The organism is Labilithrix sp. (assembly GCA_019637155.1).
Classification (GTDB): domain Bacteria; phylum Myxococcota_A; class Polyangia; order Polyangiales; family Polyangiaceae; genus Labilithrix.
Genome location: JAHBWE010000011.1, coordinates 132,982 through 154,033, shown reverse-complemented (window position 1 = coordinate 154,033; position 21,052 = coordinate 132,982). Strand labels below are relative to the sequence as shown.

The 21,052-nt window shown below is 71.4% G+C and carries 19 protein-coding genes; 5 read left to right on the top strand and 14 right to left on the bottom strand.

The genetic code is table 11. The annotated features are described in order from the left end of the window. The first annotated feature begins 22 nt into the window (after positions 1-22). Positions 23-1,117: a hypothetical protein gene (locus tag KF837_23975; GenBank protein ID MBX3230402.1), complete on the top strand. Its 1,095-nt coding sequence runs from the start codon at positions 23-25 to the stop codon at positions 1,115-1,117. Here the strand turns inward: KF837_23975 and KF837_23970 are convergent. Continuing rightward, positions 1,092-3,347, bottom strand: coding sequence for an FdhF/YdeP family oxidoreductase (locus KF837_23970; protein ID MBX3230401.1), 2,256 nt, complete (start codon positions 3,345-3,347; stop codon positions 1,092-1,094). The genes KF837_23975 and KF837_23970 overlap by 26 nt on opposite strands. A gap of 26 nt (positions 3,348-3,373) precedes the next feature. Between KF837_23970 and KF837_23965 the strand changes: the two genes are divergently transcribed. Beyond that, positions 3,374-3,721: a hypothetical protein gene (locus KF837_23965; GenBank protein MBX3230400.1), complete on the top strand. Its 348-nt coding sequence runs from the start codon at positions 3,374-3,376 to the stop codon at positions 3,719-3,721. A 10-nt stretch (positions 3,722-3,731) separates the two neighbouring features. Here KF837_23965 and fdhD read toward each other — a convergent pair whose 3' ends face one another. Beyond that, positions 3,732-4,742, bottom strand: coding sequence for a formate dehydrogenase accessory sulfurtransferase FdhD (fdhD, locus tag KF837_23960; GenBank protein MBX3230399.1), 1,011 nt, complete (start codon positions 4,740-4,742; stop codon positions 3,732-3,734). Between the two features lie 27 nt (positions 4,743-4,769). On the opposite strand from fdhD, the gene KF837_23955 reads away from it, so the two are divergent. Together KF837_23955 and KF837_23950 are read left to right on the top strand one after the other, a co-directional pair. Beyond that, positions 4,770-5,120: an NTP transferase domain-containing protein gene (locus KF837_23955; GenBank protein ID MBX3230398.1), complete on the top strand. Its 351-nt coding sequence runs from the start codon at positions 4,770-4,772 to the stop codon at positions 5,118-5,120. Continuing rightward, positions 5,117-6,379, top strand: a complete 1,263-nt coding sequence (locus KF837_23950; GenBank protein MBX3230397.1) for a hypothetical protein — start codon at positions 5,117-5,119, stop codon at positions 6,377-6,379. Before KF837_23955 ends, KF837_23950 begins: the two co-directional genes overlap by 4 nt. Here KF837_23950 and KF837_23945 read toward each other — a convergent pair. From KF837_23945 to KF837_23935, 3 genes are all read right to left on the bottom strand, one after another. Beyond that, on the bottom strand, positions 6,307-6,753 hold the full coding sequence (locus KF837_23945; protein MBX3230396.1) for a GNAT family N-acetyltransferase: 447 nt from the start codon (positions 6,751-6,753) through the stop codon (positions 6,307-6,309). The two genes, KF837_23950 and KF837_23945, sit on opposite strands and share 73 nt — an antisense overlap. Beyond that, the gene (locus KF837_23940; GenBank protein MBX3230395.1) at positions 6,750-8,144 is read right to left on the bottom strand and encodes an ankyrin repeat domain-containing protein; all 1,395 of its coding nucleotides are present in this window, start codon (positions 8,142-8,144) and stop codon (positions 6,750-6,752) included. Before KF837_23940 ends, KF837_23945 begins: the two co-directional genes overlap by 4 nt. A 66-nt stretch (positions 8,145-8,210) precedes the next feature. After that, the gene (locus KF837_23935) at positions 8,211-9,242 is read right to left on the bottom strand and encodes a helix-turn-helix transcriptional regulator (GenBank protein ID MBX3230394.1); all 1,032 of its coding nucleotides are present in this window, start codon (positions 9,240-9,242) and stop codon (positions 8,211-8,213) included. A gap of 102 nt (positions 9,243-9,344) precedes the next feature. Between KF837_23935 and KF837_23930 the strand changes: the two genes are divergently transcribed. Beyond that, entirely contained in the window at positions 9,345-10,625 is a 1,281-nt protein-coding gene (locus KF837_23930; protein MBX3230393.1) for a 2-isopropylmalate synthase, read from the top strand. 9 nt (positions 10,626-10,634) lie between these two features. Here KF837_23930 and KF837_23925 read toward each other — a convergent pair whose 3' ends face one another. The 9 genes from KF837_23925 to KF837_23885 all read right to left on the bottom strand — a co-directional run bounded on the left by KF837_23925 (position 10,635) and on the right by KF837_23885 (position 20,648). Continuing rightward, on the bottom strand, positions 10,635-11,195 hold the full coding sequence (locus KF837_23925; GenBank protein MBX3230392.1) for a hypothetical protein: 561 nt from the start codon (positions 11,193-11,195) through the stop codon (positions 10,635-10,637). A 42-nt stretch (positions 11,196-11,237) separates the two neighbouring features. Beyond that, positions 11,238-12,227 (bottom strand): peptidoglycan DD-metalloendopeptidase family protein, encoded by a 990-nt coding sequence (locus KF837_23920; protein ID MBX3230391.1) that lies wholly within the window; start codon positions 12,225-12,227, stop codon positions 11,238-11,240. Beyond that, on the bottom strand, positions 12,227-13,102 hold the full coding sequence (locus tag KF837_23915) for a permease-like cell division protein FtsX (protein ID MBX3230390.1): 876 nt from the start codon (positions 13,100-13,102) through the stop codon (positions 12,227-12,229). The genes KF837_23920 and KF837_23915 overlap by 1 nt, the downstream gene beginning before the upstream one ends. 33 nt (positions 13,103-13,135) lie before the next feature. Continuing rightward, positions 13,136-13,837, bottom strand: coding sequence for a cell division ATP-binding protein FtsE (gene ftsE / locus KF837_23910; protein MBX3230389.1), 702 nt, complete (start codon positions 13,835-13,837; stop codon positions 13,136-13,138). Between the two features lie 151 nt (positions 13,838-13,988). Then, a complete protein-coding gene (locus tag KF837_23905; protein MBX3230388.1) occupies positions 13,989-14,267 on the bottom strand; it encodes a TMEM165/GDT1 family protein in 279 nt (92 codons plus the stop codon). 78 nt (positions 14,268-14,345) lie between these two features. Further along, positions 14,346-17,522 (bottom strand): efflux RND transporter permease subunit, encoded by a 3,177-nt coding sequence (locus KF837_23900; GenBank protein MBX3230387.1) that lies wholly within the window; start codon positions 17,520-17,522, stop codon positions 14,346-14,348. Between the two features lie 2 nt (positions 17,523-17,524). Next, positions 17,525-18,694, bottom strand: coding sequence for an efflux RND transporter periplasmic adaptor subunit (locus tag KF837_23895; protein MBX3230386.1), 1,170 nt, complete (start codon positions 18,692-18,694; stop codon positions 17,525-17,527). Between the two features lie 115 nt (positions 18,695-18,809). Continuing rightward, the gene (locus KF837_23890; protein MBX3230385.1) at positions 18,810-20,210 is read right to left on the bottom strand and encodes an AgmX/PglI C-terminal domain-containing protein; all 1,401 of its coding nucleotides are present in this window, start codon (positions 20,208-20,210) and stop codon (positions 18,810-18,812) included. Positions 20,211-20,243: 33 nt separating this feature from the next. Continuing rightward, complete coding sequence (locus KF837_23885; GenBank protein ID MBX3230384.1) at positions 20,244-20,648, bottom strand: hypothetical protein; 405 nt, start codon at positions 20,646-20,648, stop codon at positions 20,244-20,246. Between the last annotated feature and the right edge of the window lie 404 nt (positions 20,649-21,052).

The window sequence follows — 21,052 nt, the reverse complement described above, 5'->3', positions numbered from 1 at the left end:
GAGCCGCGGGTATCGTCTCGGCATGTTCGAGCGCGCCAACGCCGTGGTTCGGGTTCGGCGGGCTCGCTTCTACGTGATCGAACGGCGCGGGCGGCTCCACGTCGAGGACGACGTGGTCCACCTCGACGGCGAGCGCGTCGCGCGGCGCGGGGACATCCGACACGCGTACACCGTCTACGAGCGCGGGCGCACGCTCGTGCGGCTCACGCGCAGCCGCGCGTTCGGCGGCGACGTGGACGTCGAGGTCGACAGCGCGGAGGAGGGCGATCGGCTCGTCGCCGCGCTGCGGCTCGACGGGGCGCGGTCGGTCGGGGAGTACACGTTGACCGACGGCAGCCTCCGCGTCGGGCGCATGCGCCTCGCGATCAAGGTGCTCGGGATCCTCTTCTTCCTCGCGATGAGCGAGCTCCTCCTCTTCCGCGCCGCGCGCGGGCACGACGCGATGCTGCACCTGCTCGCGCCGACGATGTACTTCCTCGCGACGATCGGCTTCGCGATCGGGACCGCGTCGCGAGCGGTGCACGCCTCCGTCGGCGCCGACGGCGTGCGGCTCCGGCGGCTCGCCGGGACGCGGTTCATTCCGTTCGCCGACGTCGCGTACGTGCGGCTGCTCGGGCGTGAGATCGAGCTCGGGCTCCGCGACGGGTCGAAGACCGTGGTGCACTACGCGCCGGAGCACCGCTACGAGGCCGAGATGCTCGTGGAGCGGATCGAAGGACAGCGCACCTCGCAGCGCGTGCGCGCGCAGGCCGCGAAGGCGCCGGACGCCGACTTCCTCGCGCGGCACGGACGCACGGCGGAGGAGTGGATGCGCGCGGCGGAGACGCAACACGAGCGCAACGCGACGTTCCGGACCTCGGTCGTGCCGGGGGAGCGGCTCTGGGAGATCGTCGAGGACTCGGCCGCGCCCGCGACCGCGCGGGCGGGCGCGGCGCTCGCGCTGCGGCACGAGCTCGACGGCGTCGCGCGGATGCGCCTCCGCATCGCGGCGGAGGCCTGCGCCGATCCGCGGACCCGCAGCGCGCTCGAGTCCCTCGCCGCCGCGAAGCAGGACTCCGCGATCCTCCGCGCCCTCGAGCCGCTCGAGGACGCTACGCCGGCGCACGCGCGATCGTGACGACGACCGACTTCGACGTCGGGGTGCGGCTCTCGTCGGCGAAGCTCTCGAGCGGGACGAGCGGGTTCGTCTCCGGGTAGTAGCCCGCGACGTTGCCGCGCGGGACGTCGTAGGGGAGCGCGCGGAAGCCCGCGAGCGTGCGCGTCGTGCCCTCGAAGCGGCTCGTCACGACGACGGCGTCCTCGGCCGCGATGCCGCGGTACAGCATGTCCGCCTCGTGCATGAAGATCACGTCGCGCCGCCCGTAGACGCCGCGGTAGCGATCGTCCTTGCCGTAGATCGTGGTGTTGAACTGGTCGTGGCTCCGGATCGTCATCAGCACGAGCTCGTCCGCGGCGAGGCGGCGGCCGACGAGCGGGACGACGGACAGCACCGCCTTGCCGCTCGGCGTGTCCCACCGCCGTTCACTCGCGGCGTTCACGAGCGTGAACCCTTCGCCGGCGCGCACGCGCGCGTTGAAGTCCTCGAAGCCGTCGACGACGCGGGCGATGAGGTCGCGGACGCGATCGTAATCGGCGGCGAGCGACGGCCAGTCGACGACCGCGCTCGTCTTCGCGGTGGCGTGCGCGACGCCGGCGACGATCGCGACCTCGCTCTCCAGCCCCTCGTCCGCCGGCGCGAGGTTGCCCGCGCTGAGGTGGACGCGGCTCATCGAGTCCTCGACCGTCACCGCCTGCGGGCCCGCCGCGCGCACGTCGCGCTCCGAGCGCGCGAGGCACGGGAGCACGACCGCGATCGCGCCGGTCTCGAGGTGCGAGCGGTTCAGCTTCGTCGCCACGTGCACGGTGAGCCGCGCCTTCCGCAGCGCGGCGGCGGTGCGATCGCAGTCGCTCATCGCGCGCACGAAGTTGCCGCCGAGGCCGATGAACACGCGCGCCTCACCGCGCTCGAACGCGCCCACCGCCGCGACCGCGTCGACGCCGTGCGCCCGCGGCGACGTGATGCCGGTCGCCGCATCGAGCCGCGTGAGGAAGTCGGACGACGGCTTCTCGTAGATGCCCATCGTGCGGTCGCCCTGCACGTTGCTGTGTCCGCGCACCGGGCAGACCCCGGCGCCGGGGCGGCCGATGTTGCCGCGGAGGAGGAGCAGGTCGACGATCGCGCGCACGTTGTCGACGCCGTTCTTGTGCTGCGTGATCCCCATCGCCCAGCACGCGATGACGCGCTCCGCTCGCGCGTAGAGGAGGCCGAGCTCCTCGATCGCCTCGCGCGAGAGGCCGCTCTCCGCGACGACGTCGTCCCATGACGTCGCGTCGAGATCGGCGAGCAGCGCGTCGAGGCCGACGGTGTGCTCGGCGAGGAACGCGCGATCGAGCGCGTCCTCCGCGACGACCACCTTCATCATGCCCTTCAAGAGCGCGACGTCGCCGCCGATGCGCACCTGCGCGTAGTGCGAGGCGATCCGCTCGCCGAGGCCGAGCATCCCGCGCACGGTCTGCGGATGTCCGAACGAGACGAGGCCGACCTCCTTCAGCGGGTTGATCGCGACGATCGCGGCGCCGCGCTCGCGCGCCTCGGCGAGGGTGCTCAACATGCGCGGGTGGTTCGTGCCCGGGTTCTGCCCGAGGATGAGGATCAGATCGGCCGCCGCGAAGTCCTCGAGCTGCACCGTGCCCTTCCCCACCCCGATCGTGTCGCCGAGGCCGACGCCGCTCGACTCGTGGCACATGTTGCTGCAGTCCGGGAGGTTGTTCGTTCCGAACGCGCGCGCGAAGAGCTGGTAGAGGAACGCGGCCTCGTTGCTCGCGCGGCCGGAGGTGTAGAGCACGAGCTCGTCCGGCGACCGCAGCGCCGAGAGCTCCTCGCCGATCAGCGCGTAGGCGTCGTCGTACGAGAGCGGCTCGTAGCGCGCCTCTCCCTCCCGCTTCACGAGCGGCGTGACGAGGCGTCCCTGCTGCTCGAGCCAGTAGTCGTCGTGCTCCGCGAGCTCGGCGATCGTGTGCGCGGCGAAGAACGCGGCGTCGGCGCGACGGGCGTCGGCCTCGTGCGCGGTGGCGCGCGCGCCGTTCTCGCAGAACTCGGCGAACGAGCGGTGGTGTGGATCGGGCCACGCGCAGCTCGGGCAGTCGAAGCCCTTCACCTGGTTGAGGCGCAAGAGCGCCCTCGTCCCGCGCACGAGGCCCGAGGTCGAGCGCGCGTACGCCATCACGTGCGTGACGCCGGGCAAGCCGGCGGCGGGCTTGTCGTACGTCGGGCATACCGGCGGAGGATCGAGCTCACGACGAGCCATCGATCCCAATGCTAACGTGAGGCCCGATGAAGTTGCGCATTCGCGGGGACTCGCTCCGCCTCCGTCTCACGCGGCCCGAGGTCGACGCGCTGCGCGAGCGCGGCCGCGTCGAGGACGCGACGTCGTTCCCCGACGGCGCGGTCTTTCGCTACACCCTCGAGGTCGGGGCGGCGACGACGGCGTCGTTCGACGCACGGGGGATCGTCGTCACGTTGGAGCGCGGCGAGGCCGAGGCGTGGTGCACGTCCGAGAGCGTCGGCGTCCGCGGCGCGGTGGGCCCGTCGAGCATCCTCGTCGAGAAGGACTTCGCGTGCCTCCGCCCGCGCGAGGACGAAGACCCGGCCGAGCACTTCCCGCACCCCGACGCGAAGTGAGCGGACGCGCTCAGTCGACGCGCTCGGCGCCGGAGTAGACGACGAGGTCCGAGCCGCGCACGAAGCCGGCGAGGACGAGGCCGCCCTCGCGCGCGAGATCGACCGCGAGCGACGACGGCGCCGACACCGACGCGACCGCGTCGACGCCGGCCGCGAGCGCCTTCTGCACGATCTCGAAGCTCGCGCGACCGCTCACGACGAGGAGCCGCCCCGCCACGCCGAGATCACCCGCGAGGACACGGCTCCCGACCACCTTGTCGACCGCGTTGTGACGCCCAACGTCCTCGAGCGCGGCGACCACCGCGCGCGGTCCGGCCTCCTCGAGCGCGGCGGCGTCCGTGAGCGCGGCGGCGTGGCAGCCGCCGGTCGCGTCGAACAGCGGCTGGCGTTCGCGGAGCGCGGCGACCGCGGCGGCGATCGCTTCGGCGGAGAAGCGCGCCTCCGAGCGACGCGGCTGGATCCGCGCGAACAGATCGTCGAGCGTCCTCCGCCCGCAGACGCCGCACGCGCTCGTCGTCATCGTCCCGCGCCGGACCCGCTCGCTCTCCGGCGGCCGCGCGGTCGGACCGAGCACGACCGCGATCGTGTTCGCGTAGCCGGGATCGCCCGGGCGCCCGCAGTTCGCGAGGCTCGCCACGTCGCCCTTCGCGCGGATGATCCCTTCCCCGAGCAAGAAGCCCAGCACGAGCTCGCGATCGTGCCCCGGTGTCCGCATCGTGATCGCGAGGGTGTCGTCGTCGACGCGGATCTCGAGCGGCTCCTCGACGACGACGCGGTCCTCCTCCGCCGCGCGCGCGCCGGAGCGGACGCGCTCTACGGTGATCGTCTTCGCCGCCACCGCGCTATCGTACCGTGCGTGGCGCGAGCGCTCGGCGGCATCTTCGTAGGCGGCGCCGCGACGCGCTTCGGCGGCGTCGCGAAGGGCCTCCTCCCCGCGCCCGACGGCTCCCCCTCGATCGTCGCGCGCACCGTCGCGCTCCTCCGCGCGCACGACGTCGAGCCGGTCCTCGTCGGCGCGCATGCATCCTACGAACATCTCGATCTCCCGATGCTCGCCGACGCGGGCGAAGGCCCGCTCGGCGGACTTCGTGCACTCTACACACATGCGGGCGACCGGCGCGTCGTCGTCGTCGCGTGCGACATGCCGTTCGTCGCGTCGCTCGGGCTGCTCCTCGCGCACGCGCCGGCGGCGCCGCTCGTCGCGCCGCGACGCGAGGGACGGTGGGAGCCCTTCTTCTCGCGCCACGATCCGCGCGTCGTCGCGCCGATCGCGGAGGCGCACGCCGCCGCCGGCCGCCTCGCGCTGCAGCCCCTCTTCGACGCGGTCCCCGCCACCGCGCTCGACCTGCCCGCGCGCGAGCTCGACGACTGGGACACGCCGGAGGACCGCGCCCGATGAGCGAACGCTCGACGACCGTCCACGTGCGGCGCACGTGGGTGCTGGTCGTCACCGCCGTCTTCTCGCTCGCCGGCCTGCCCGCCACCGCGTACGGCATCGCGAGCAAGACGCCGGGCACCTGGCTGCTCCCCGTCCTCTACCCGTTCCTCCTCGCGGGTGGGATCTACGCGTGGCGACGCTGGCGCCGGACCAGGCATGGACGAGTGGAGGCGACGGACGAAGGGCTCTTCCTCGACGGCCGCCTCCTCGTTCCCCGCGCTCACATCCGCCACGCGCATGTCCGCCGCGATCGCGACGGCGCGCTCGTCCTCCACGTCGCACGTCGCGACGCGCTCGTCCGCGCCGTCGACGTCGCGATCGCGACGGAGGAGGAGGGCGCCGCGCTCCTCACCGCGCTCCGGCTCGATCCCGCGCGCTCGCGCTCCGAATACGAGATGACGCACGGCTCGCTCCGGCGGTTCGTCGCCATCTTCGGCGGCGCGTACGCGACGTGGATCGCGATCATGGCCGTCGCCGGGTACTTGCTGTTCCCGCTGGGGCCGAACATGCCGCTCTCGCGCCTCCTCGAGTTCTACGGCGTGATGGCCGTCTGCTGCGCGGTGATCGCCGCGATCTACCATCGGTTCACGCCGAAGGTCCACGTCTCGGTCGGCGCCGACGGCGTGCGCCTGCGCCGCAACCGCCGCGTCACGTTCCATCCGTACTCCAGCGTCGCCTCCGCGAAGACGACCGGCACGGACGTCGAGCTCACGCTGAAGGACGGGACGGCGATCGCGTTCCATCACCAGGGCGGCGGCAAGCTCGGAACGCTGTCCGACCGCGAGCGCGACGCGCACGCGCTCGTCGCGCGGATCGAGGAGCGCCTCGCGGCCCAGCGCGCGGAGCCGGGCGCCGACACGAGCACGCTCGCGCGCAACGGACGCGACGTGCGCGACTGGCTCCGCGAAGCGGCGACGGTCAAGGACAGCGTCGCGAGCTTCCGCACGAACGCGCTCCCCGCCGAGCAGCTCTGGCGCGTGGTGGAGGACACGACCGCGTCCGCGACCGAGCGCGCCGGCGCCGCCCTCGCGCTGCGGCACGAGCTCGACGAAGGCGCGCGCGCTCGGCTCCGCGTCGCGGCCGACGCGTGCGCGGCGCCGCACCTGCGCGTCGCGCTCGAGCACGTCGCCGACGCCGCGGACGACGATCAGCTCGCGGACGCGCTCGAGCAGCTCGGCGACGAGTCACGCACGACGCCCATGCGCACCATGTCGAAGTAGCGCCCGTTCACGCAGTACTCGTCCTTGAGGACACCCTCGAGCTCGAAGCCGGCGCGGAGGTACATCGCCTGCGCGCGGCGGTTGTCCTTCCGCACGATGAGCCAGAGCTTGTGGAGGTCGAGCTCGCCGAACGCGCGCTCGATCAACGCGGTGAGCATCGCCGCCCCGCGCCCGCCGCCCTGCATCGACCTCCGAACGACGAGGAAGACGCGGCCGTTCCGCGCCGCGAGGAGCTTCGTCAGGAAGGCGCGCTCCTCGTCCTCGGAGATGTGCTCCTGGCGCAGCGCGAAGTACTGCATGACCTCGCGATCGTTGACCCACGTCATGACGTGCGGGACGTGATCGAGCGTGGTCGGGACGAGGCGGAGCGTCATTCGGCGTCGGGGCGCGGTGGCGCGCGGCGTCCGCCGCGGCCGTCGAGGATGCGCGCGGCCTGGATGTTCGCGCTCCGCTCCGCCGCGTCGAGCGCGGTCTCGTCGAGGACGCGCTCGTTCACGTTCGCCCCCGCGTCGAGGAGCGCCTTCAACATCCGCGTGTTGCCGGCCTCCGCCGCGGCGAAGAGCGGCGGCCGTCCGTCCGGCAGGCGCCGGTTCACGTTCGCGCCGCGCGCGAGGAGGAGCTCGACGATGCGCTCCGCCTCGGCGGAGCTCGACGCGTAGCCGTCGATCGCGGACCCGAGCGCGGAGCGACCGTCCTTGAGATGGAGATCGGCCGGCGCGCCGGACTCGAGCAGCGCCTTGACGAGCGGGACGTCGAAGCGCTCGACCGCGTCGACGAGCGGCGCGGTGGTGCCGGACTCGCCGTCCTGCCAGTTCCACACGACGCCGCGCGAAGCGACCTTCTTCACGAAGGGGACCTGATCGCCCGTCGCGTGCGAGAGCGCGACCGCGGTCGCGCCCGGCTCGAGCTTGCCCGCGAGGAGCGCGTCGAAGGCCTTGCCCTTCGCGGGGCCCTCGTCGAGCTCGAACGCCGCCCAGAGCGCCTCGCCCGTCACCGTCGCGCGCTTGGCGACGAGCATCTGCACGAGCGCGAGACCGGCCGCGCCGTCGTCCTCGCCGGTGCAGAGCTCGACCGCGGCGGCGAGCGGCGTCTTCCCGCTCCCGCCCTCGCCCGCGTTCGGGTCCGCGCCCGCGGCGAGCAGCTTCTCGACGATGACGCGACGGTTCTCGCTCGTCGCGAGGGTGGAGGTGACCGCGTCGAAGAGCGGCGTCGTCCCGTCGCCGGGGTTGGCCGTCTTCTTCGCGGCGAGGATGCGCGTGACCGCGTTCGGCGCGCCGGCGATCGCGGCGACGGAGAGATCCGGCTCCTCCGCTCCGCGCTCGAGGAGCAGCGCGACGACGTCGGCGTGCTCGTCGGCGGCGAGGAGCGGCGCGTCGACGTCGCCCTCGGAGACGTGCACGTCGGCGCCGTGCTCGAGGACCCACTCGACGCTCGCGCGCTTGCCGTAACCGGCGGCCGCCTTCAGCGCGAGCCCGAGCGGCTCGCTCTTCGTGTAGAGGCGGTCGAGCGCCTTCGTGTCGCCGTCGCGGAGCGCGCTGTCGAACGCGACGCTGAGCGACGGCGCGGGGCTCACGCCGATCGCGATCGGCGGCGGCGTAGGCTTCGGCGGTAGCGGCGTCTGCGGCACGTACGTGACGAGCGGCGCCGGCGCGGGCGGACGCACGCGCGGCTTGGCGATGCGCGCGACGAGCGCGACCGAACCGACGGAGACGAAGATGGCAGCGCCGAGCTGAAGACGATGACGCACGCGCGAAGTCAGCGGCATGACTCCAGTGTACGGCCGCGTTCGAAGAGTGGTCTCCGACCCTCGAGATAAGTGGGACGAGGTGCGCTAATCCAGCGTGTCGTCGCCGTCGACGAGGGAGGAGTCGGGCGGCGGGGAGATGACCGACGACGGCGAGCCGGAGGCCTTGGACTCGGCCGGCGACATCAGCTTTCGCACGAGATCCGCGCGGTTCGAGACGCCGAGCTTCTGGTAGAGGCGGCGGACGTAGGTGCGGACCGTGTTCTCGGAGAGGCCCGAGATGGCGGCGACGTTCACGCCGCTGTAACCGGCGACGAGGAGGCGGGCGATCTCGCGCTCACGCTTCGAGAGGCCCTCGATCGGCGCCGCCTTGTCCTGCGGCTCGACGCGGAGGATGGCGCACTTCGCGTTGTTGAAGACGGGATCGCCCTCGACCTTCGCGACCGCGACGACCGCGCCGGCGGGCAGGCGCGGCGGCGTTGGGAGCGCCTCCTGCTTCGCGCGCGCCTGGAGCGACTGCTCCGCCGCGTCGACGATGTGGTCCTCGATCGGCTGCACGTCGGCGTCCCACTCGATGCCGCGGTCGCGGTTCGCGGCCCAGATGACCTTCCGCTTCTCGCGATCGACGACGAAGAGCGAGCCCGCGACCTTGCTGAACGCGCGCAGCGCGACCGCCTCGCGCGAGAGCTCGTCGTACGCGATCTGCGCGCGCGCGCCCGCGGCGACGAACGGACCGAGCGCCTCGAGCTTCTCGACGTCGGCTTGCGTGAACTCGCCCTCGCCCTCGCGCCGCTCGAGGCCGGCGAGCCCGAAGAGGACGCCGCCCTCGTGGAGGAAGAAGAGGAGCGCGTGCTTGAAGCCGTGCGACGCGTGCGCGGAGAACCACGGGAGCTTCACGCGCTCGGAGTCGGGGTAGAGCTCCGTCGCGAGGTAGACGCGCCGCGTCGTCTCGACCACGCTCTTCGTCTCGAACCCGAACGCCTGAGTCAGGCGGACGCTCGGATCGAGCGCGACGGGCCGCAACACCCCGTCGACGACGCACGAAGAATCCGCGCACGCGCGCGCGTCTTCGGTCCCGAAGCAGATGAACGCCCCCGGCGCGGGAACGAGCTGACGCATGGCGTCCATGACGCGACGGCGGAAGCTCGTTCGCGTCCCGTGTTGAACGACCGACAGTCTCGCGGCATCGAGCCCGGCAAGTTCCATGGCATACTCTAACCCATGTCGGACTCTGCCAGCGTTGGCGATCGCGCCTCCGCCCTCGTCTTCGATTGGAACGAGCTGAATCGCAAAGGGCGCATTCTGCCCGCGAATTTCTCCTTCTTCGACGAGACCCTCCGCGACGGCCTCCAGAACCCGTCCGTCGTCGACCCGGGCATCGAGCACAAGCTCAAGATCCTCCACCTGATGGAGGACCTCGGGATCCACTGCGCCGACGTCGGCCTCCCGGGCTCGAGCAAGCGCGCGTTCGACGACGTCCTCCGCATCTGCAAGGAGGTCGTCGACTGCAAGATGAACATCAAGATCGCGTGCGCGGGACGCACGGTGGTCTCCGACATCACGCCGATGATCGAGGTCTCGCAGCGCGCGGGGATCCCGGTCGAGGTGTACGCGTTCATCGGCAGCTCGCCGATCCGCCAGTACGCCGAGGACTGGGACGTGGACCTGATCGCGAAGCGCAGCGCCGACGCGATCGACGTCGCGGTGAAGGACGGCCTCCCCGTCGCGTACGTCACGGAGGACACGACCCGCTCGCGCCCCGAGGTGCTCACCACGCTCTTCCGCACCGCGATCGATCACGGCGCCAAGCGCCTCTGCCTCTCCGACACGGTCGGCCACGCCACGCCCGACGGCGTGAAGAACCTCATTCAGTTCACGAAGAACGTCATCGCCGGCACCGGCGCGGAGATCGGCATCGACTGGCACGGCCACAACGACCGCGGTCTCGCGCTCGACAACGCGATCTACGCGTTCGAGCACGGCGCCGACCGCGTCCACGCGACCGGCCTCGGCATCGGCGAGCGCGTCGGCAACGCGCAGATGGAGCTCCTCCTCCTCAACTTGAAGCTGCTCGGCCAGCTCGATCACGACCTCACGAAGCTCGGCGACTACTGCACCACGATCGCGAAGGCGGTGAAGTGGGACGTCCCGATCAACTACCCGCTGATGGGCCGCGACGCGTTCCGCACCGCCACCGGCGTCCACGCCTCCGCGATCATCAAGTCGATCGCGAAGGGCGACACCTGGCTCGCGGACCGCATCTACAGCGGCGTCCCCGCGGGCATGATCGGCCGCACGCAGGAGATCTGCATCGGCTTCATGAGCGGCGCCTCCAACGTGAGCTACTGGCTCGCGCAGCGAAAGATCCCGAGCGACGAGACGCTCGTCGCCGAGATCCTCAAGGCCGCGAAGGCGCAAGACCACATCATGACGGAGGAGGAGGTCTTCGCCGTCATCACCCGCGTCCGCGGAGCAGCGCCCACCGCGACCGCGAGCGCGTAGTCACCGCGCTCAGTCGCAGCTGCCTGCCTTGGGGAGGCACTGCCTGCTCGAGCCGAGCTGGGAGCAGAGGAAGCCGTCGGGGCAGTCGGCGGACGTCGTGCAGGCGTGGCCGCAGAAGCCGCGGCCGATCGGGGCGCCGGAGTCGTCGGCGCTCGTGTCGCGCGGGGGGCCGCCGCGAAGGATGCATACTGCACCCGATTCGCAGTCGGAGTTCGCGTCGCACGGCGTGCAGAGGACGCCGGTGCCCGGCTCGGGCTCGGGGTCAGGATCGGGGTTCACCACGCCCGCGTCGATGCCCGGGCTCGGCGCGCCCGACGTGGACGTGCTCGACGACGCCGGCGGACGCGGGTTGTACCCGCACTCGTCCCAGCACTGATCCCAGCACGTCGGGTAGCAGCTCCAGTAGTCACACCAGTAATCGCAGACCGTTCGGCACTGGCGATACGTGTAGTCGCAACGGTCGTAGCGACCGTAGTAGCCGCGACGGTCATCGCAGGCGGCGGTCGCGACGAACAAGGAGAGCACGGCCGTTCCGGTCAACGCAGCGCGCGCGAGAAGCGACGAGGCCATGACTCGAGTGTTGCGCGCCCTCGCCTCCCTGACAAGGCGCGACTACAGGCCGAGCCACACCGCCGGCGGCATCGTCTGCGTCGCATGGCGGATCTCGAAGTAGAGCATCGGACCTCTGCCTTCATCGCCCACCGTGCCGAGGCGCTCGCCGGCCGAGACCTCGTCACCCACCTTCACCTCGATCGCGGCGAGGTTGCCGCTCACCGTGTAGTAGTGCTCGCCGTGATCGACGATCACGAGCCGGCCGTACGGACCGTAGCGATCTGCAAAGGCGATGCGCCCGCCGAAGACCGCGCGCACCGGGGCGTTCATCGTCGCCTTGATCTCGAGGCCGGGTCCGTCGGTGCCCTCGCGCTTCGCGGGCCGGACCTCGGAGCGCCCCGCGAGCGGGAACAGGAGCCGGCCCTTGGAGGACGCGAAGCCGCCGATCGCGGTCGGCGGCGCCGCGCCGTTCGCGCCGTACACCGCCACGTACTCCGAGCTGCCGCTCGAGGTGGAGAACGCGCGGTCGAACGCCATCTGCCGGCGGTTCTCGTCCTCGATCGCGAGCCGCGCCGCGTCCATCGCCGTGCGCTGGCTCGAGAGCGCGACGCGATCGCGCGCGATGCGCTCGAGGCCGCGCGACAGCGAGACGCCGCGCTCGCGCAGCTTCTTCTCACCCGTGAGCTCCGTCGCGAGCGATCGGCGCGCCCGCTCGACGCGGAGCGCGTGCGTGACGAGCGCGTCGAAGCCGCCGCCCACCGGCAGCATCCCGGCGCGGGTGAGGCGATAGAACGCGCGGCCACGCAGGAGCGTGCGCGCGTGCGCCTCCGCGATGCGCGTCCCGAGCTCGGAGAGCTCACGCTTCGACACCTCCTCCTCCGCGTCGAGGTCCGCGATGCGCCGGTCGAGCGCCGCGAGCGCGAGCGCGGTCGACTGCGTCGACGCCGCGGGCGCGGCGGGCGGCGGGTTCACCGGGACGAGGTCGTGCGAGCCGGACGCGAGCGCGCTCTGCGCCAGGAAGACGAGGGCGATGCCGAGCGTGCGCTTCATCAGACCGTCACGAGGCGGCGGAGGCCGAGGAGGGCGGCGAACATGCCGAGGAGCATGCCCATCGCGATCATCCCGAGGACGACCTGCCACGGCAGGAACGAGGGCTCGATCCCGACGAGGCCGGCGAGCTCGGCGTCGAGGCGGCCGCGGACGACGAAGAAGAGCGTGGCGAGGAGCGCGATCGCGCCGGTCGCGCCGAACGCGCCCTGCGACATGCCCTCGACGAGGAAGGGTCCCTTGATGAAGCGATCCGTCGCGCCGACCAGCTTCAGCACCTCGACCTCGGTGCGCCGGCGCTGGAGCGCGAGGCGGATCGTGGAGCCGACGACGGCGAGCACCGACGCGAAGACGACGACCGCGAGGAGCGCCGCCGCCGCGACGCCGCCGCGGATGAGGCGGCCGAGCCGCTCGGTCCAGGCCTGGTACGTCTCGACGTCGTCGACGGCGGGGAGCTGGCGCAGCTTCGCGACGACGGAGTCGAGCTCGTCGTCGGTGACGTCGCTCCGGACCTCGATCTCGAGCGAGGCGGGGAACGCCTCCACCGGCAGCGCCGCGAGCTCCGCCTTCGGCCCCGCCTCCTTCTGCCCGAACTCGGCGCGCGCTTGCGACGCGGAGACGTAGCGGACCGACGTGACGATCGGGACCGCGCCGAGCGCCGCCTTCAGCTGCTCGACGTCCTGCGCCGCGGCGTTGTCCTTCAGGTAGATCGAGGCGCGCCCGGCGTGGGCCCAGCGCTCCTCGATCGCGCGGAGGTTCGTGAGGACGAGGAGCGCCGCGCCGAGGCACACGAACGCGACCGCGAGCGAGAACACGCTGAGCGCGTGGAGCCGCCACTCGCGGAGCATCCCGCGGCGGGCCCGGCGCGTCGTACCGATGGATCCGTCGAGCATCTTCTTTCCTTCAGTCCTTCAGATAGGCAGCGAGTGTTCGAAGCGGTCTTCTTCGCCGCCGACGCCGTTCGGGACGTCCATCGCCTTGCCTTCGTCGAGGACGATGAGGCGGCGCGCGCGGACGTCGAGGAGCGAGCGATCGTGCGTCGCGAAGAGCACGGTCGTGCCCGCGTCGTGGATCTCCTCGAAGAGGCCGAGGATGTCGAGCGCGAGCTGGGGATCGAGGTTGCCGGTCGGCTCGTCCGCGAGGATGAGCGCGGGCTCGCCGACGATCGCGCGCGCGATCGCGACGCGCTGCTGCTCGCCGCCGGAGAGCACGCCCGCCGGATCGCCGCCGCGACCGTGGAGCCCCACGCGCTCGAGCGCCTCGCCGACGCGCGAGCGGATGAGGCGCGAAGGGAGCCCCAGCACCTCGAGCGTGATCGCCACGTTCTCGAAGACGCTCCACGACTGCACCAGCTTGAAGTCCTGGAAGACGACGCCGATGTTGCGGCGCAGGAACGGGACCGACTCGCCGCGGAGGCGGACGATGTCGCGCCCGAGGAAGAGGATGCGCCCCTCGTCGGGCTTCTCCGCCGCGTAGAGGATGCGGAGGAGCGTGCTCTTGCCGGACCCCGACGGCCCGGTGATGAAGACGAACTCGCCGCGCTCGATGATGAGGTTCATCCCGCGGAGGACGGGGGCGCCGGGCCGGTACGACTTGAAGACGTCCTCGAACATGAGGATCGGCCGGGACGCGGTCTCCCTCGCGAAGCGCTCCTGACCCTTGCGGAGCATCGGCCGGAACGGTCGGGAAACCGACTCGTCGTCCTCGTGGTGGCTCATGCTCCTCGGGTATCAGCCCGCCGGATACACCTACAACTTTTCGGCCTCAGTCGGCGCTGGGACGGAGCAGGAAGAGCAGGCCGAGCGCGACGAAGATGACGCCGGCCGCCCGCTTCAGCCACACCGGCGAGACGAAGCGGCTCACGCCTTCACCCAGCGCCACCGCGATCGCCGAGCTCGCGGTCAACGCGAGGGCGGAGCCGAGGAACACGATCCACTTCGACTTCGAGCCCGCGGAGAGCGAGAGCGCCGCGAGCTGGGTCTTGTCCCCGAGCTCGGCCACGAAGATCGCGCCAAAGGTCGAGACGAACAGCTTCCAGTCCATCGGGTTTTCATAGCAGGGGCTTCGCCCCTGCACCCCCGCTCTCGCGTTTGGCTGCGGGCGGCGTCGCTCCGGCGCGAGTTACTCGCCGTGGGCGTGGGCTCCGTGGGCTCCGTGGGGCGGGGGGATGCTCTTGATGTCGCGGAGGCCGTCGTCGAGGTCCTCGTCGGGGACTGGGTTCAGAGCGTCGCGGCGCGCGACGAGGAGGAGCATCGCCGGCAGGGCGAGGAGCGAGACGACCATCCCGACGAGGAGGCCGCCGATGACGACGGTCGCGAGCGGACGCTGCACCTCCGAGCCGGTGCCGGTCGCGATCGCGGCGGGGATGAAGCCGATCGCGGCGACGAGCGCGGTGCTGAAGGGCGCGCGGAACGCGCTCAGCGAGGCCTGCCGCACCCGCGCGACGGCGCTCTTCGGGTCCGTCGGATCGCCCTCCAGCGGCGTGTCGACGAGGCTCTGCGTCATGACGATGCCGGTCATGACCGCGACGCCGCAGAGCGCGATGAAGCCGACGCCGGCGGGGATGCTGAACGGGAGGCCGCGCAGGATCATCGCGAAGACGCCGCCGCCGACCGCGAACGGGAGGTTCAGGAGCGTGATCACGGTGTACGAGAGGCGCCGGAACATGAAGACGAGCATCAGCGCGATGACGCCGATCGAGATCGGGACGAGGAGCGAGAGGCGCGACTTCGCGCGGTTGAAGTTCTCGAACTGCCCGCCCCACACGACGTCCATCGACTTCGGGACGTTGAGCTGCGCGACCTTCGCCTGCGCCTCCTTCACGAAGCCGACCATGTCGCGCCCGCGCACGTTGGTCTGCACGATGAGGCGGCGCTTCATCTGCTCGCGGCCGACGATCACGGTCGTGTCCTCGAGCTTCACGTCGGCGACCATCGAGAGGGGGACCAGGTTGCCGCCTTGGGTCGCGAGCGGGAGGCGCTCGAGGTCGCTCTCGTCGTCGACGCGATCGCCGCCGAGCCGCACGACGAGGTCGAACACGCGCTCGCCCTCGCGCACGACGCCCACCGTCTGACCCGCGCGCGCCATCGCGAGCGCGTCGAGGATGCTGCCCGGCGGCACGCCCACGCGCCCGACCTTGTCGCGGTTGACGAGGACGCGGAGCGAGGGGAGCCCGGTCGCGATCTCCATCTTCGTGTCCGCGGCGCCCGGCGTCGACGCCACCACCTTCCGGATCTGATCGGCGACCTCCTGCATCTGCGCGAGGTCCTCGCCGTAGACCTTGATCGCGACGTCGCCCTTGATGCCGGCGACGAGGTCGTTGACGCGCATCTCGATCGGCTGGCTGAACGCGTGGAGCGTGGCCGGGACCGTGCGCTCGAGCTTGTCGGAGAGCTCCTGCGCGAGCTTCTCCGGCGTCATCCCGCTCCGCCATTTCTCCCGCGGCTTGAGGATGACGAAGCAGTCGCTCGACTCCGGGCCCGCGAAGTCGACCGCGCCCTCGGGGCGGCCGATGCGGCTCACCACCGTCTCGACCTCGGGCGTCTCCTTCAGCACCTGCTCCGTGATCTTCGAGAGGTCGATCGCCTGCTTCACGTTCGTGCTCGGCGGGCGGAGGACGTCGAGCGCGTAGGCGCCCTCGAAGATGCGCGGGAGGAACTCGGCGCCCATCGTCGCGCCGGTCGAGAGGAGCCCGATGCAGAGCACGAACGCGCCGGCGATCGCCGCCCCCGGACGCTTCAGCACGAAGTCGAGCGCGGGCGCGTAGACGACGCGGAGCTTCCGGATGAGCCACGGCTCCTTCGCGTCTTCGGAGCCCTGGAGGAAGCGGGGCCCGACCGCGGGGACGAGCACGAGCGCGTAGAAGAGCGCGCCGGCGAGCATGAAGCAGAGCGAGATGACGACGGGGCGGAACATCTTGCCCTCGATGTCCTCCAGCGTGACGAGCGGGAGGAAGACGAGGATCGTGATGACGACGCTGAACACCGCCGGCTTCGCGACGCCCGCCATCGAGTTCATGATCATGCGCCGCCGCCGGTTGCGGTCGGCGATGTTCGCGCCGTGCGACATCGCGTGCTCGACCATCAGCACCGCGCCCTCGACGACGATGCCGAAGTCGATCGCGCCGAGGCTCATCACGTTGCCGGTGTAGCCGACCGCGTTGAGGCCGATGAAGCCGACGAGCATCGCGAACGGGATCGCCCCCGCGACGAGGAGGCCGGCGCGGAGCGATCCGAGCGTGAGGAGGAGGCAGACGACGACGATGATCGCGCCCTCGGAGAGGTTCTTCGCGACGGTGTGGAGGACGCGGTCGATGAACTCGGCGCGGTCGTAGTACGGCTCGATGCTGACGCCGTTCGGGAGGCGGGGGCCGACCTCCTCGATCGCCTCCTTCACCCGCGCGACGACCTCGCGGCTGTTCTCCCCCTTGAGCATGAGGACGCTGCCGCCGACGATCTCGCCGCGTCCGTCGCGCGTCATCGCGCCCTGGCGCTGCGCCGGTCCGGTGTCGACGACGCCGAGCTGCGCGATGCGGACCGGGATGCCGGACTCGTCGGTGCGGACGACGGTGGCGGCGATGTCCTCGAGGCCCTTGAAGCGCGCGTCGCCGCGGAGGACGATCTGCTCCCCCGACGACTCGACGTACCCGCCGCCGCCGACGCGGTTGTCGCGCGCGATCGCCTCCTTCACGTTCTCGATCGAGACGCCGTGCGCGGCGAGGCGGGCGGGGTCGAGCGTGACGCGGTACTGCTTGAGCGCGCCGCCGAAGCCGACGACCTCGATCACGCCCTGCACCTGGCGGAGCTTCGGGCCGATCTGCCACTCGACCATCGTGCGGAGCTCCTCCGGCGACCTCCCGTCGCCGCGGAGCTCGAACATGTAGATCTCGCCGAGCGCGGTCGTGATCGGGCCGAGCTCCGGCTTCCCCATCTCGGGCGGGATCTGCTCCTTGATCTGGATGAGCCGCTCGTTGACGAGCTGGCGCGCGAAGTACACGTCGACGCTGTCGTCGAAGATGAGCCAGACGATCGAGATGCCGAGCTTGCTGACGCTGCGGGTGAGGCGCAGCCCCGGCACGCCGGCCATGCCGCGCTCGATCGGCTGCGTGATCTGCGACTCGACCTCGGTCGCCGAGAGCGCGGACGCGCGCGTGACGACCTGGACCTGCACGTTCGTGAGGTCGGGCACGGCGTCGATCGCGAGCTCCTTCGCCGCGAACACGCCCGCCCCGATGATGCCGAGGCAGATCATGATCGCGAGGAACGCGTTCTTCGCCGCCCATAGGACTACGCCGCGCATGGCTACTGCTTCGTCACTTCGCCGCGGAGGACGAAGGCGCCCTCGACCGCGATGCGCTCGCCCTTCTGGAGGCCTTCACGGATCTCGGCGACCTGGGTCGTCGTGCGCGCGACCTGGACCTTGCGGACCTCGAAGCTGCCGGGCTCCTTCTGCTCGACGAAGACGACCTTCTCGTCGCCGATCGGCTGGACCGCGGGGGCGGCGATGAGGAGGCGGCCCTGCGCGACGGCCTCCGGGAGCTTGATGCTCGCGCGGATGAAGAGGCCCGGCTTGAGGAACCCGTCCTTGTTGTCGACGTTGATGTACGCGCGCGCGGAGCGGCTCTGGCGGCCGATCTGCGGCTCGACGAGGATGATCTGTCCCTTGAACGACTTCCCCGGCAGGGCGTCGACGAAGACCTCCGCCTCCTGGCCGACGTGGAAGTAGGGGAGGTCGGCCTCGTAGACGTTGAGGGCGGCGCGGAGGTCGGCCGGATCGGCGATGACGAACGCGGTCTCCTTCGCCTGGAGGAAGCGGCCGAGCACGGCGTCGCGCCGGACGACGACGCCGTCGATCGGGGCCGTGAGCGTGAGCACGCCCGCGCCGGAGATGCTCGCGCCGGCGGTGGGGCGGCCGACGCCGAGCGCGTCGAGCTTCGCCTTCGCGGCGGCGAGGTCGGCCTCCGCGCGCGCGGCCTCCGCCTTCGCGACCTCCGCCTCGCGCGCGGTGGTGAGGCCCTTCTCGAGGAGGTTGGTCTCGCGATCGAGGTTCGTCTTCGCGCTCTTGTCGGCGGCGTTCGCGGAGAGGTACTCGGCCTGCGCGTTCGCGATCGAGGGGACGACGAGCTGCGCGAGCAATTGTCCCTTTTTCACCGGATCGCCCGGCTTCACCGTAATCGCCGTAAGGCGCCCGTCGACGAGGGTCCCGACCTCGGCGTAGTGGTCGAGGTTGTACTCGAGCGAGCCCGGGACCTCGAGGTCGAGCGTCCCGCTGTTCGACCCCGCGACCTCCACCTTGATCCCGAGGCGCTCGAGCGACTTCGGATCGAACTTCACGGTCTTCGGACCGTCCGGCTTCGCAGCCGGCTGGGCGTCGTGCGCCTGGCTCGCCTTCTCACGGCAGCCGCCGAGCAGAGCCGCGACGAAGAGAAGGGCGACGAGAGATAGTGGCTTCGACACCGCGGGCCGAATCATGCCACCAACGACCGGCAATTGCCATTCCTCGGAGCGGCAGATAGTTGCTGCCCCAACTATTTTTCGTGAATATTTACGTCGCAGTACACAACAATGTCGCAGCAGCGTCTCTTCATCAGCCGCCGACGCCGAACTTGAACGGGAACCCGGCGACGGTGGTGGGGGAGTCGCTGGCGGGGAATTTCCAGCGCTGGACCTGCCGCACGACACATCCCTCGACGCGCGGGTTGTTGAGCGTGGTCGACGCGACGGACGCGCGCGTCACCGCGCCGGAGGGATCGATCTGCCACTCGACCGTCACGCCGCCCTTGAGGCCGGGGTTTCGCTGCGCCTCGGTCTCGTAGCAAGCGCGCACGGCGCCGAGGTGCTGCATCACGACCTGCTTGATGCGCTCCGGCGAGAGGCCGCCCTTCGCGGCCGCGCTCCCGGCGCCGACGTTGACCGCGGCCTCGCCGGGCGCTTTTCCGCCGCCGGCTCCGCCGCTGCTTCCGCCGGCGCCGTTGCCGCCCGTGCCGCGGCCGCCGGGCCCACCCGCGCCGGTGCCGCCGCCACCTCCCGTGCCGGCGCCGGATCCGGTGTCCATGTTGCCGCCCCCGAAGAGGGTGCCGGCTCCGGTGCCGCCGCCGCCGGGTCCGCTTCCTTTCAGGCCGGTGCCGGAGCCGCCGCCGGCGACGAGGTCCTTCTGGTTGAGCCCCTGCAGCACGGACGACACGCTGCTGATCTGCTGCAGCGTCGACTTGATCTCCTTGCCGGTGTCGCCATCGAGCACCTCGCTGAGGCCGCCGAAGTTCTGCGCGGGGCGGTTCTCGCCGGGGAGGCTCGTCTTCTCGTGTGACTTGTTGAAGCCGAGCTTCCCCTCGTCGTTCTTCATCTTGCGACCGCCGCCCTGCTCCTTCTTGTCCTGGACGCCGGGGTCCTTCACGCCTTTGTCGCCGGCCTCGGTCGGGGGCGGCTCGGGCGGCGGCTCGAGGTCGGCGCGCTTCATCTTGAAGCGGCGCGCGAGGTCGTCGGCGGACTCGAGCTCGGGCGGCTTCGGCAGCGGCAGCGGCGTCGACAGCGTCGACAGAAGACCCATCCCGCCGAGGTGGAGGATGGCGCTGCACAGCGCGGCGAGGAAGACGAGGACCTCGGTCGGCTTCCGGCCCGTGATCGCGATCGGCTGCGTCGTGTACTGGAAGAAGAGCGAGACCTGTCCGTACTGGATGAGCCCGAAGTCACCGGGCATGATCGGCACCGCCGCCGACGTCTTCGCGATCGCGGCGGGGTCTTCCGCGCGCCCCCGCAGCGTGAGCAACCCGCCGACGCAGCCCCGCGCGTCGAGCTCCCAGCCTCCCGCGTTCGCGCGGACGGGCAGCGGCGACATCTCGACGCCGTCGGGGATCGGGAGCGCGCAGCCCGGCCCGTCACCGAGGAGGAACGACTGCCCGCGCGTCAGCGTCTTCAGCGCGACGATGGTGGTCCCCCACGTGACCGCGACGCGCAACGCGTTGGGAGCTTGCGGAGCGGCAGCGGTCATCGCTCCTCGAGCGTATCACCAGTCATCAGACTGTCAGAAGCTCGGCTCGTTCTTCGTCTCCCCGAGCTCGCGCATGAAGGAGCGATGCCCGAGGTCCCCCGCCGCAAACTCCGCGCGCACGCGGCGAAGGAAGTAGACGATCTGAGGGCTCTTCAGCCTCCCTTCGACCTCGACCTCGCCGAAGCGAAACACCCGCGCTCCACCGTCGCTCGCGGTCTTCTGCTCGAGGACGGCGCCACCCTTCAGCGCCCCCGCGTCTTTCGCGGCGACCTCCGGCCCTTCCTTCGCCGCCATCGGCGCGCCACCTTCCGCCGACGCAGCGGACGCCGCCGACGCGGCCGGCCGCGCCGCCCCTCCCGGCTTCCTCTGCTGCGCCCCCGCAAGCAGCGAGCACGCCGTCACCCCCGCCACGACCAGGAACACGAACACGCGCTTCACGAGCAACCTCCGCTCCCCCACCGGCCCCCCGCGCCAGCGCGCCCCCGACCGGCAAGGTCACGATAACCGCCACGACCTTCCCCGACGCATAGCCACGTGTCGCCGCGACCTTCCCCGACGCATGGCCACGACTCGCCGCAACCTTCCCCGACGCATAGCCACGTGTCGCCGCGACCTTCCCCGACGCATAGCCACGTGTCGCCGCGACCTTCCCCGACGCATAGCCACGTGTCGCCGCGACCTTCCCCGACGCATAGCCACATGTCGCCGCGCCCCTTCCCACCGCGTAGCCACGAGTCGCGCACTCCCTGGTCGCGTCGCACGTGTGGTCGCGACATGCCCGTCTCGGGCGCTCGCACCTTCCCCGGGCCGGGCCTGATACACAACTCTGGTTGTGTATCCGA

What these genes read in the sequence shown, in the direction of transcription:
- KF837_23975 (MBX3230402.1), top strand. Translation starts at nt 23, where the DNA reads ATGTTCGAGCGCGCCAACGCCGTGGTTCGGGTTCGGCGGGCTCGCTTC.
- KF837_23970 (MBX3230401.1), bottom strand. Translation starts at nt 3,347, where the DNA reads ATGGCTCGTCGTGAGCTCGATCCTCCGCCGGTATGCCCGACGTACGAC.
- KF837_23965 (MBX3230400.1), top strand. Translation starts at nt 3,374, where the DNA reads ATGAAGTTGCGCATTCGCGGGGACTCGCTCCGCCTCCGTCTCACGCGG.
- fdhD (MBX3230399.1), bottom strand. Translation starts at nt 4,742, where the DNA reads ATGCGCGCCGACGAGGACCGGCTCGACGTCGTGCGCGCGGAGGAGCGC.
- KF837_23955 (MBX3230398.1), top strand. Translation starts at nt 4,770, where the DNA reads ATGCTCGCCGACGCGGGCGAAGGCCCGCTCGGCGGACTTCGTGCACTC.
- KF837_23950 (MBX3230397.1), top strand. Translation starts at nt 5,117, where the DNA reads ATGAGCGAACGCTCGACGACCGTCCACGTGCGGCGCACGTGGGTGCTG.
- KF837_23945 (MBX3230396.1), bottom strand. Translation starts at nt 6,753, where the DNA reads ATGACGCTCCGCCTCGTCCCGACCACGCTCGATCACGTCCCGCACGTC.
- KF837_23940 (MBX3230395.1), bottom strand. Translation starts at nt 8,144, where the DNA reads ATGCCGCTGACTTCGCGCGTGCGTCATCGTCTTCAGCTCGGCGCTGCC.
- KF837_23935 (MBX3230394.1), bottom strand. Translation starts at nt 9,242, where the DNA reads ATGCGTCAGCTCGTTCCCGCGCCGGGGGCGTTCATCTGCTTCGGGACC.
- KF837_23930 (MBX3230393.1), top strand. Translation starts at nt 9,345, where the DNA reads ATGTCGGACTCTGCCAGCGTTGGCGATCGCGCCTCCGCCCTCGTCTTC.
- KF837_23925 (MBX3230392.1), bottom strand. Translation starts at nt 11,195, where the DNA reads ATGGCCTCGTCGCTTCTCGCGCGCGCTGCGTTGACCGGAACGGCCGTG.
- KF837_23920 (MBX3230391.1), bottom strand. Translation starts at nt 12,227, where the DNA reads ATGAAGCGCACGCTCGGCATCGCCCTCGTCTTCCTGGCGCAGAGCGCG.
- ftsE (MBX3230389.1), bottom strand. Translation starts at nt 13,837, where the DNA reads ATGTTCGAGGACGTCTTCAAGTCGTACCGGCCCGGCGCCCCCGTCCTC.
- KF837_23905 (MBX3230388.1), bottom strand. Translation starts at nt 14,267, where the DNA reads ATGGACTGGAAGCTGTTCGTCTCGACCTTTGGCGCGATCTTCGTGGCC.
- KF837_23900 (MBX3230387.1), bottom strand. Translation starts at nt 17,522, where the DNA reads ATGCGCGGCGTAGTCCTATGGGCGGCGAAGAACGCGTTCCTCGCGATC.
- KF837_23895 (MBX3230386.1), bottom strand. Translation starts at nt 18,694, where the DNA reads ATGATTCGGCCCGCGGTGTCGAAGCCACTATCTCTCGTCGCCCTTCTC.
- KF837_23890 (MBX3230385.1), bottom strand. Translation starts at nt 20,210, where the DNA reads ATGACCGCTGCCGCTCCGCAAGCTCCCAACGCGTTGCGCGTCGCGGTC.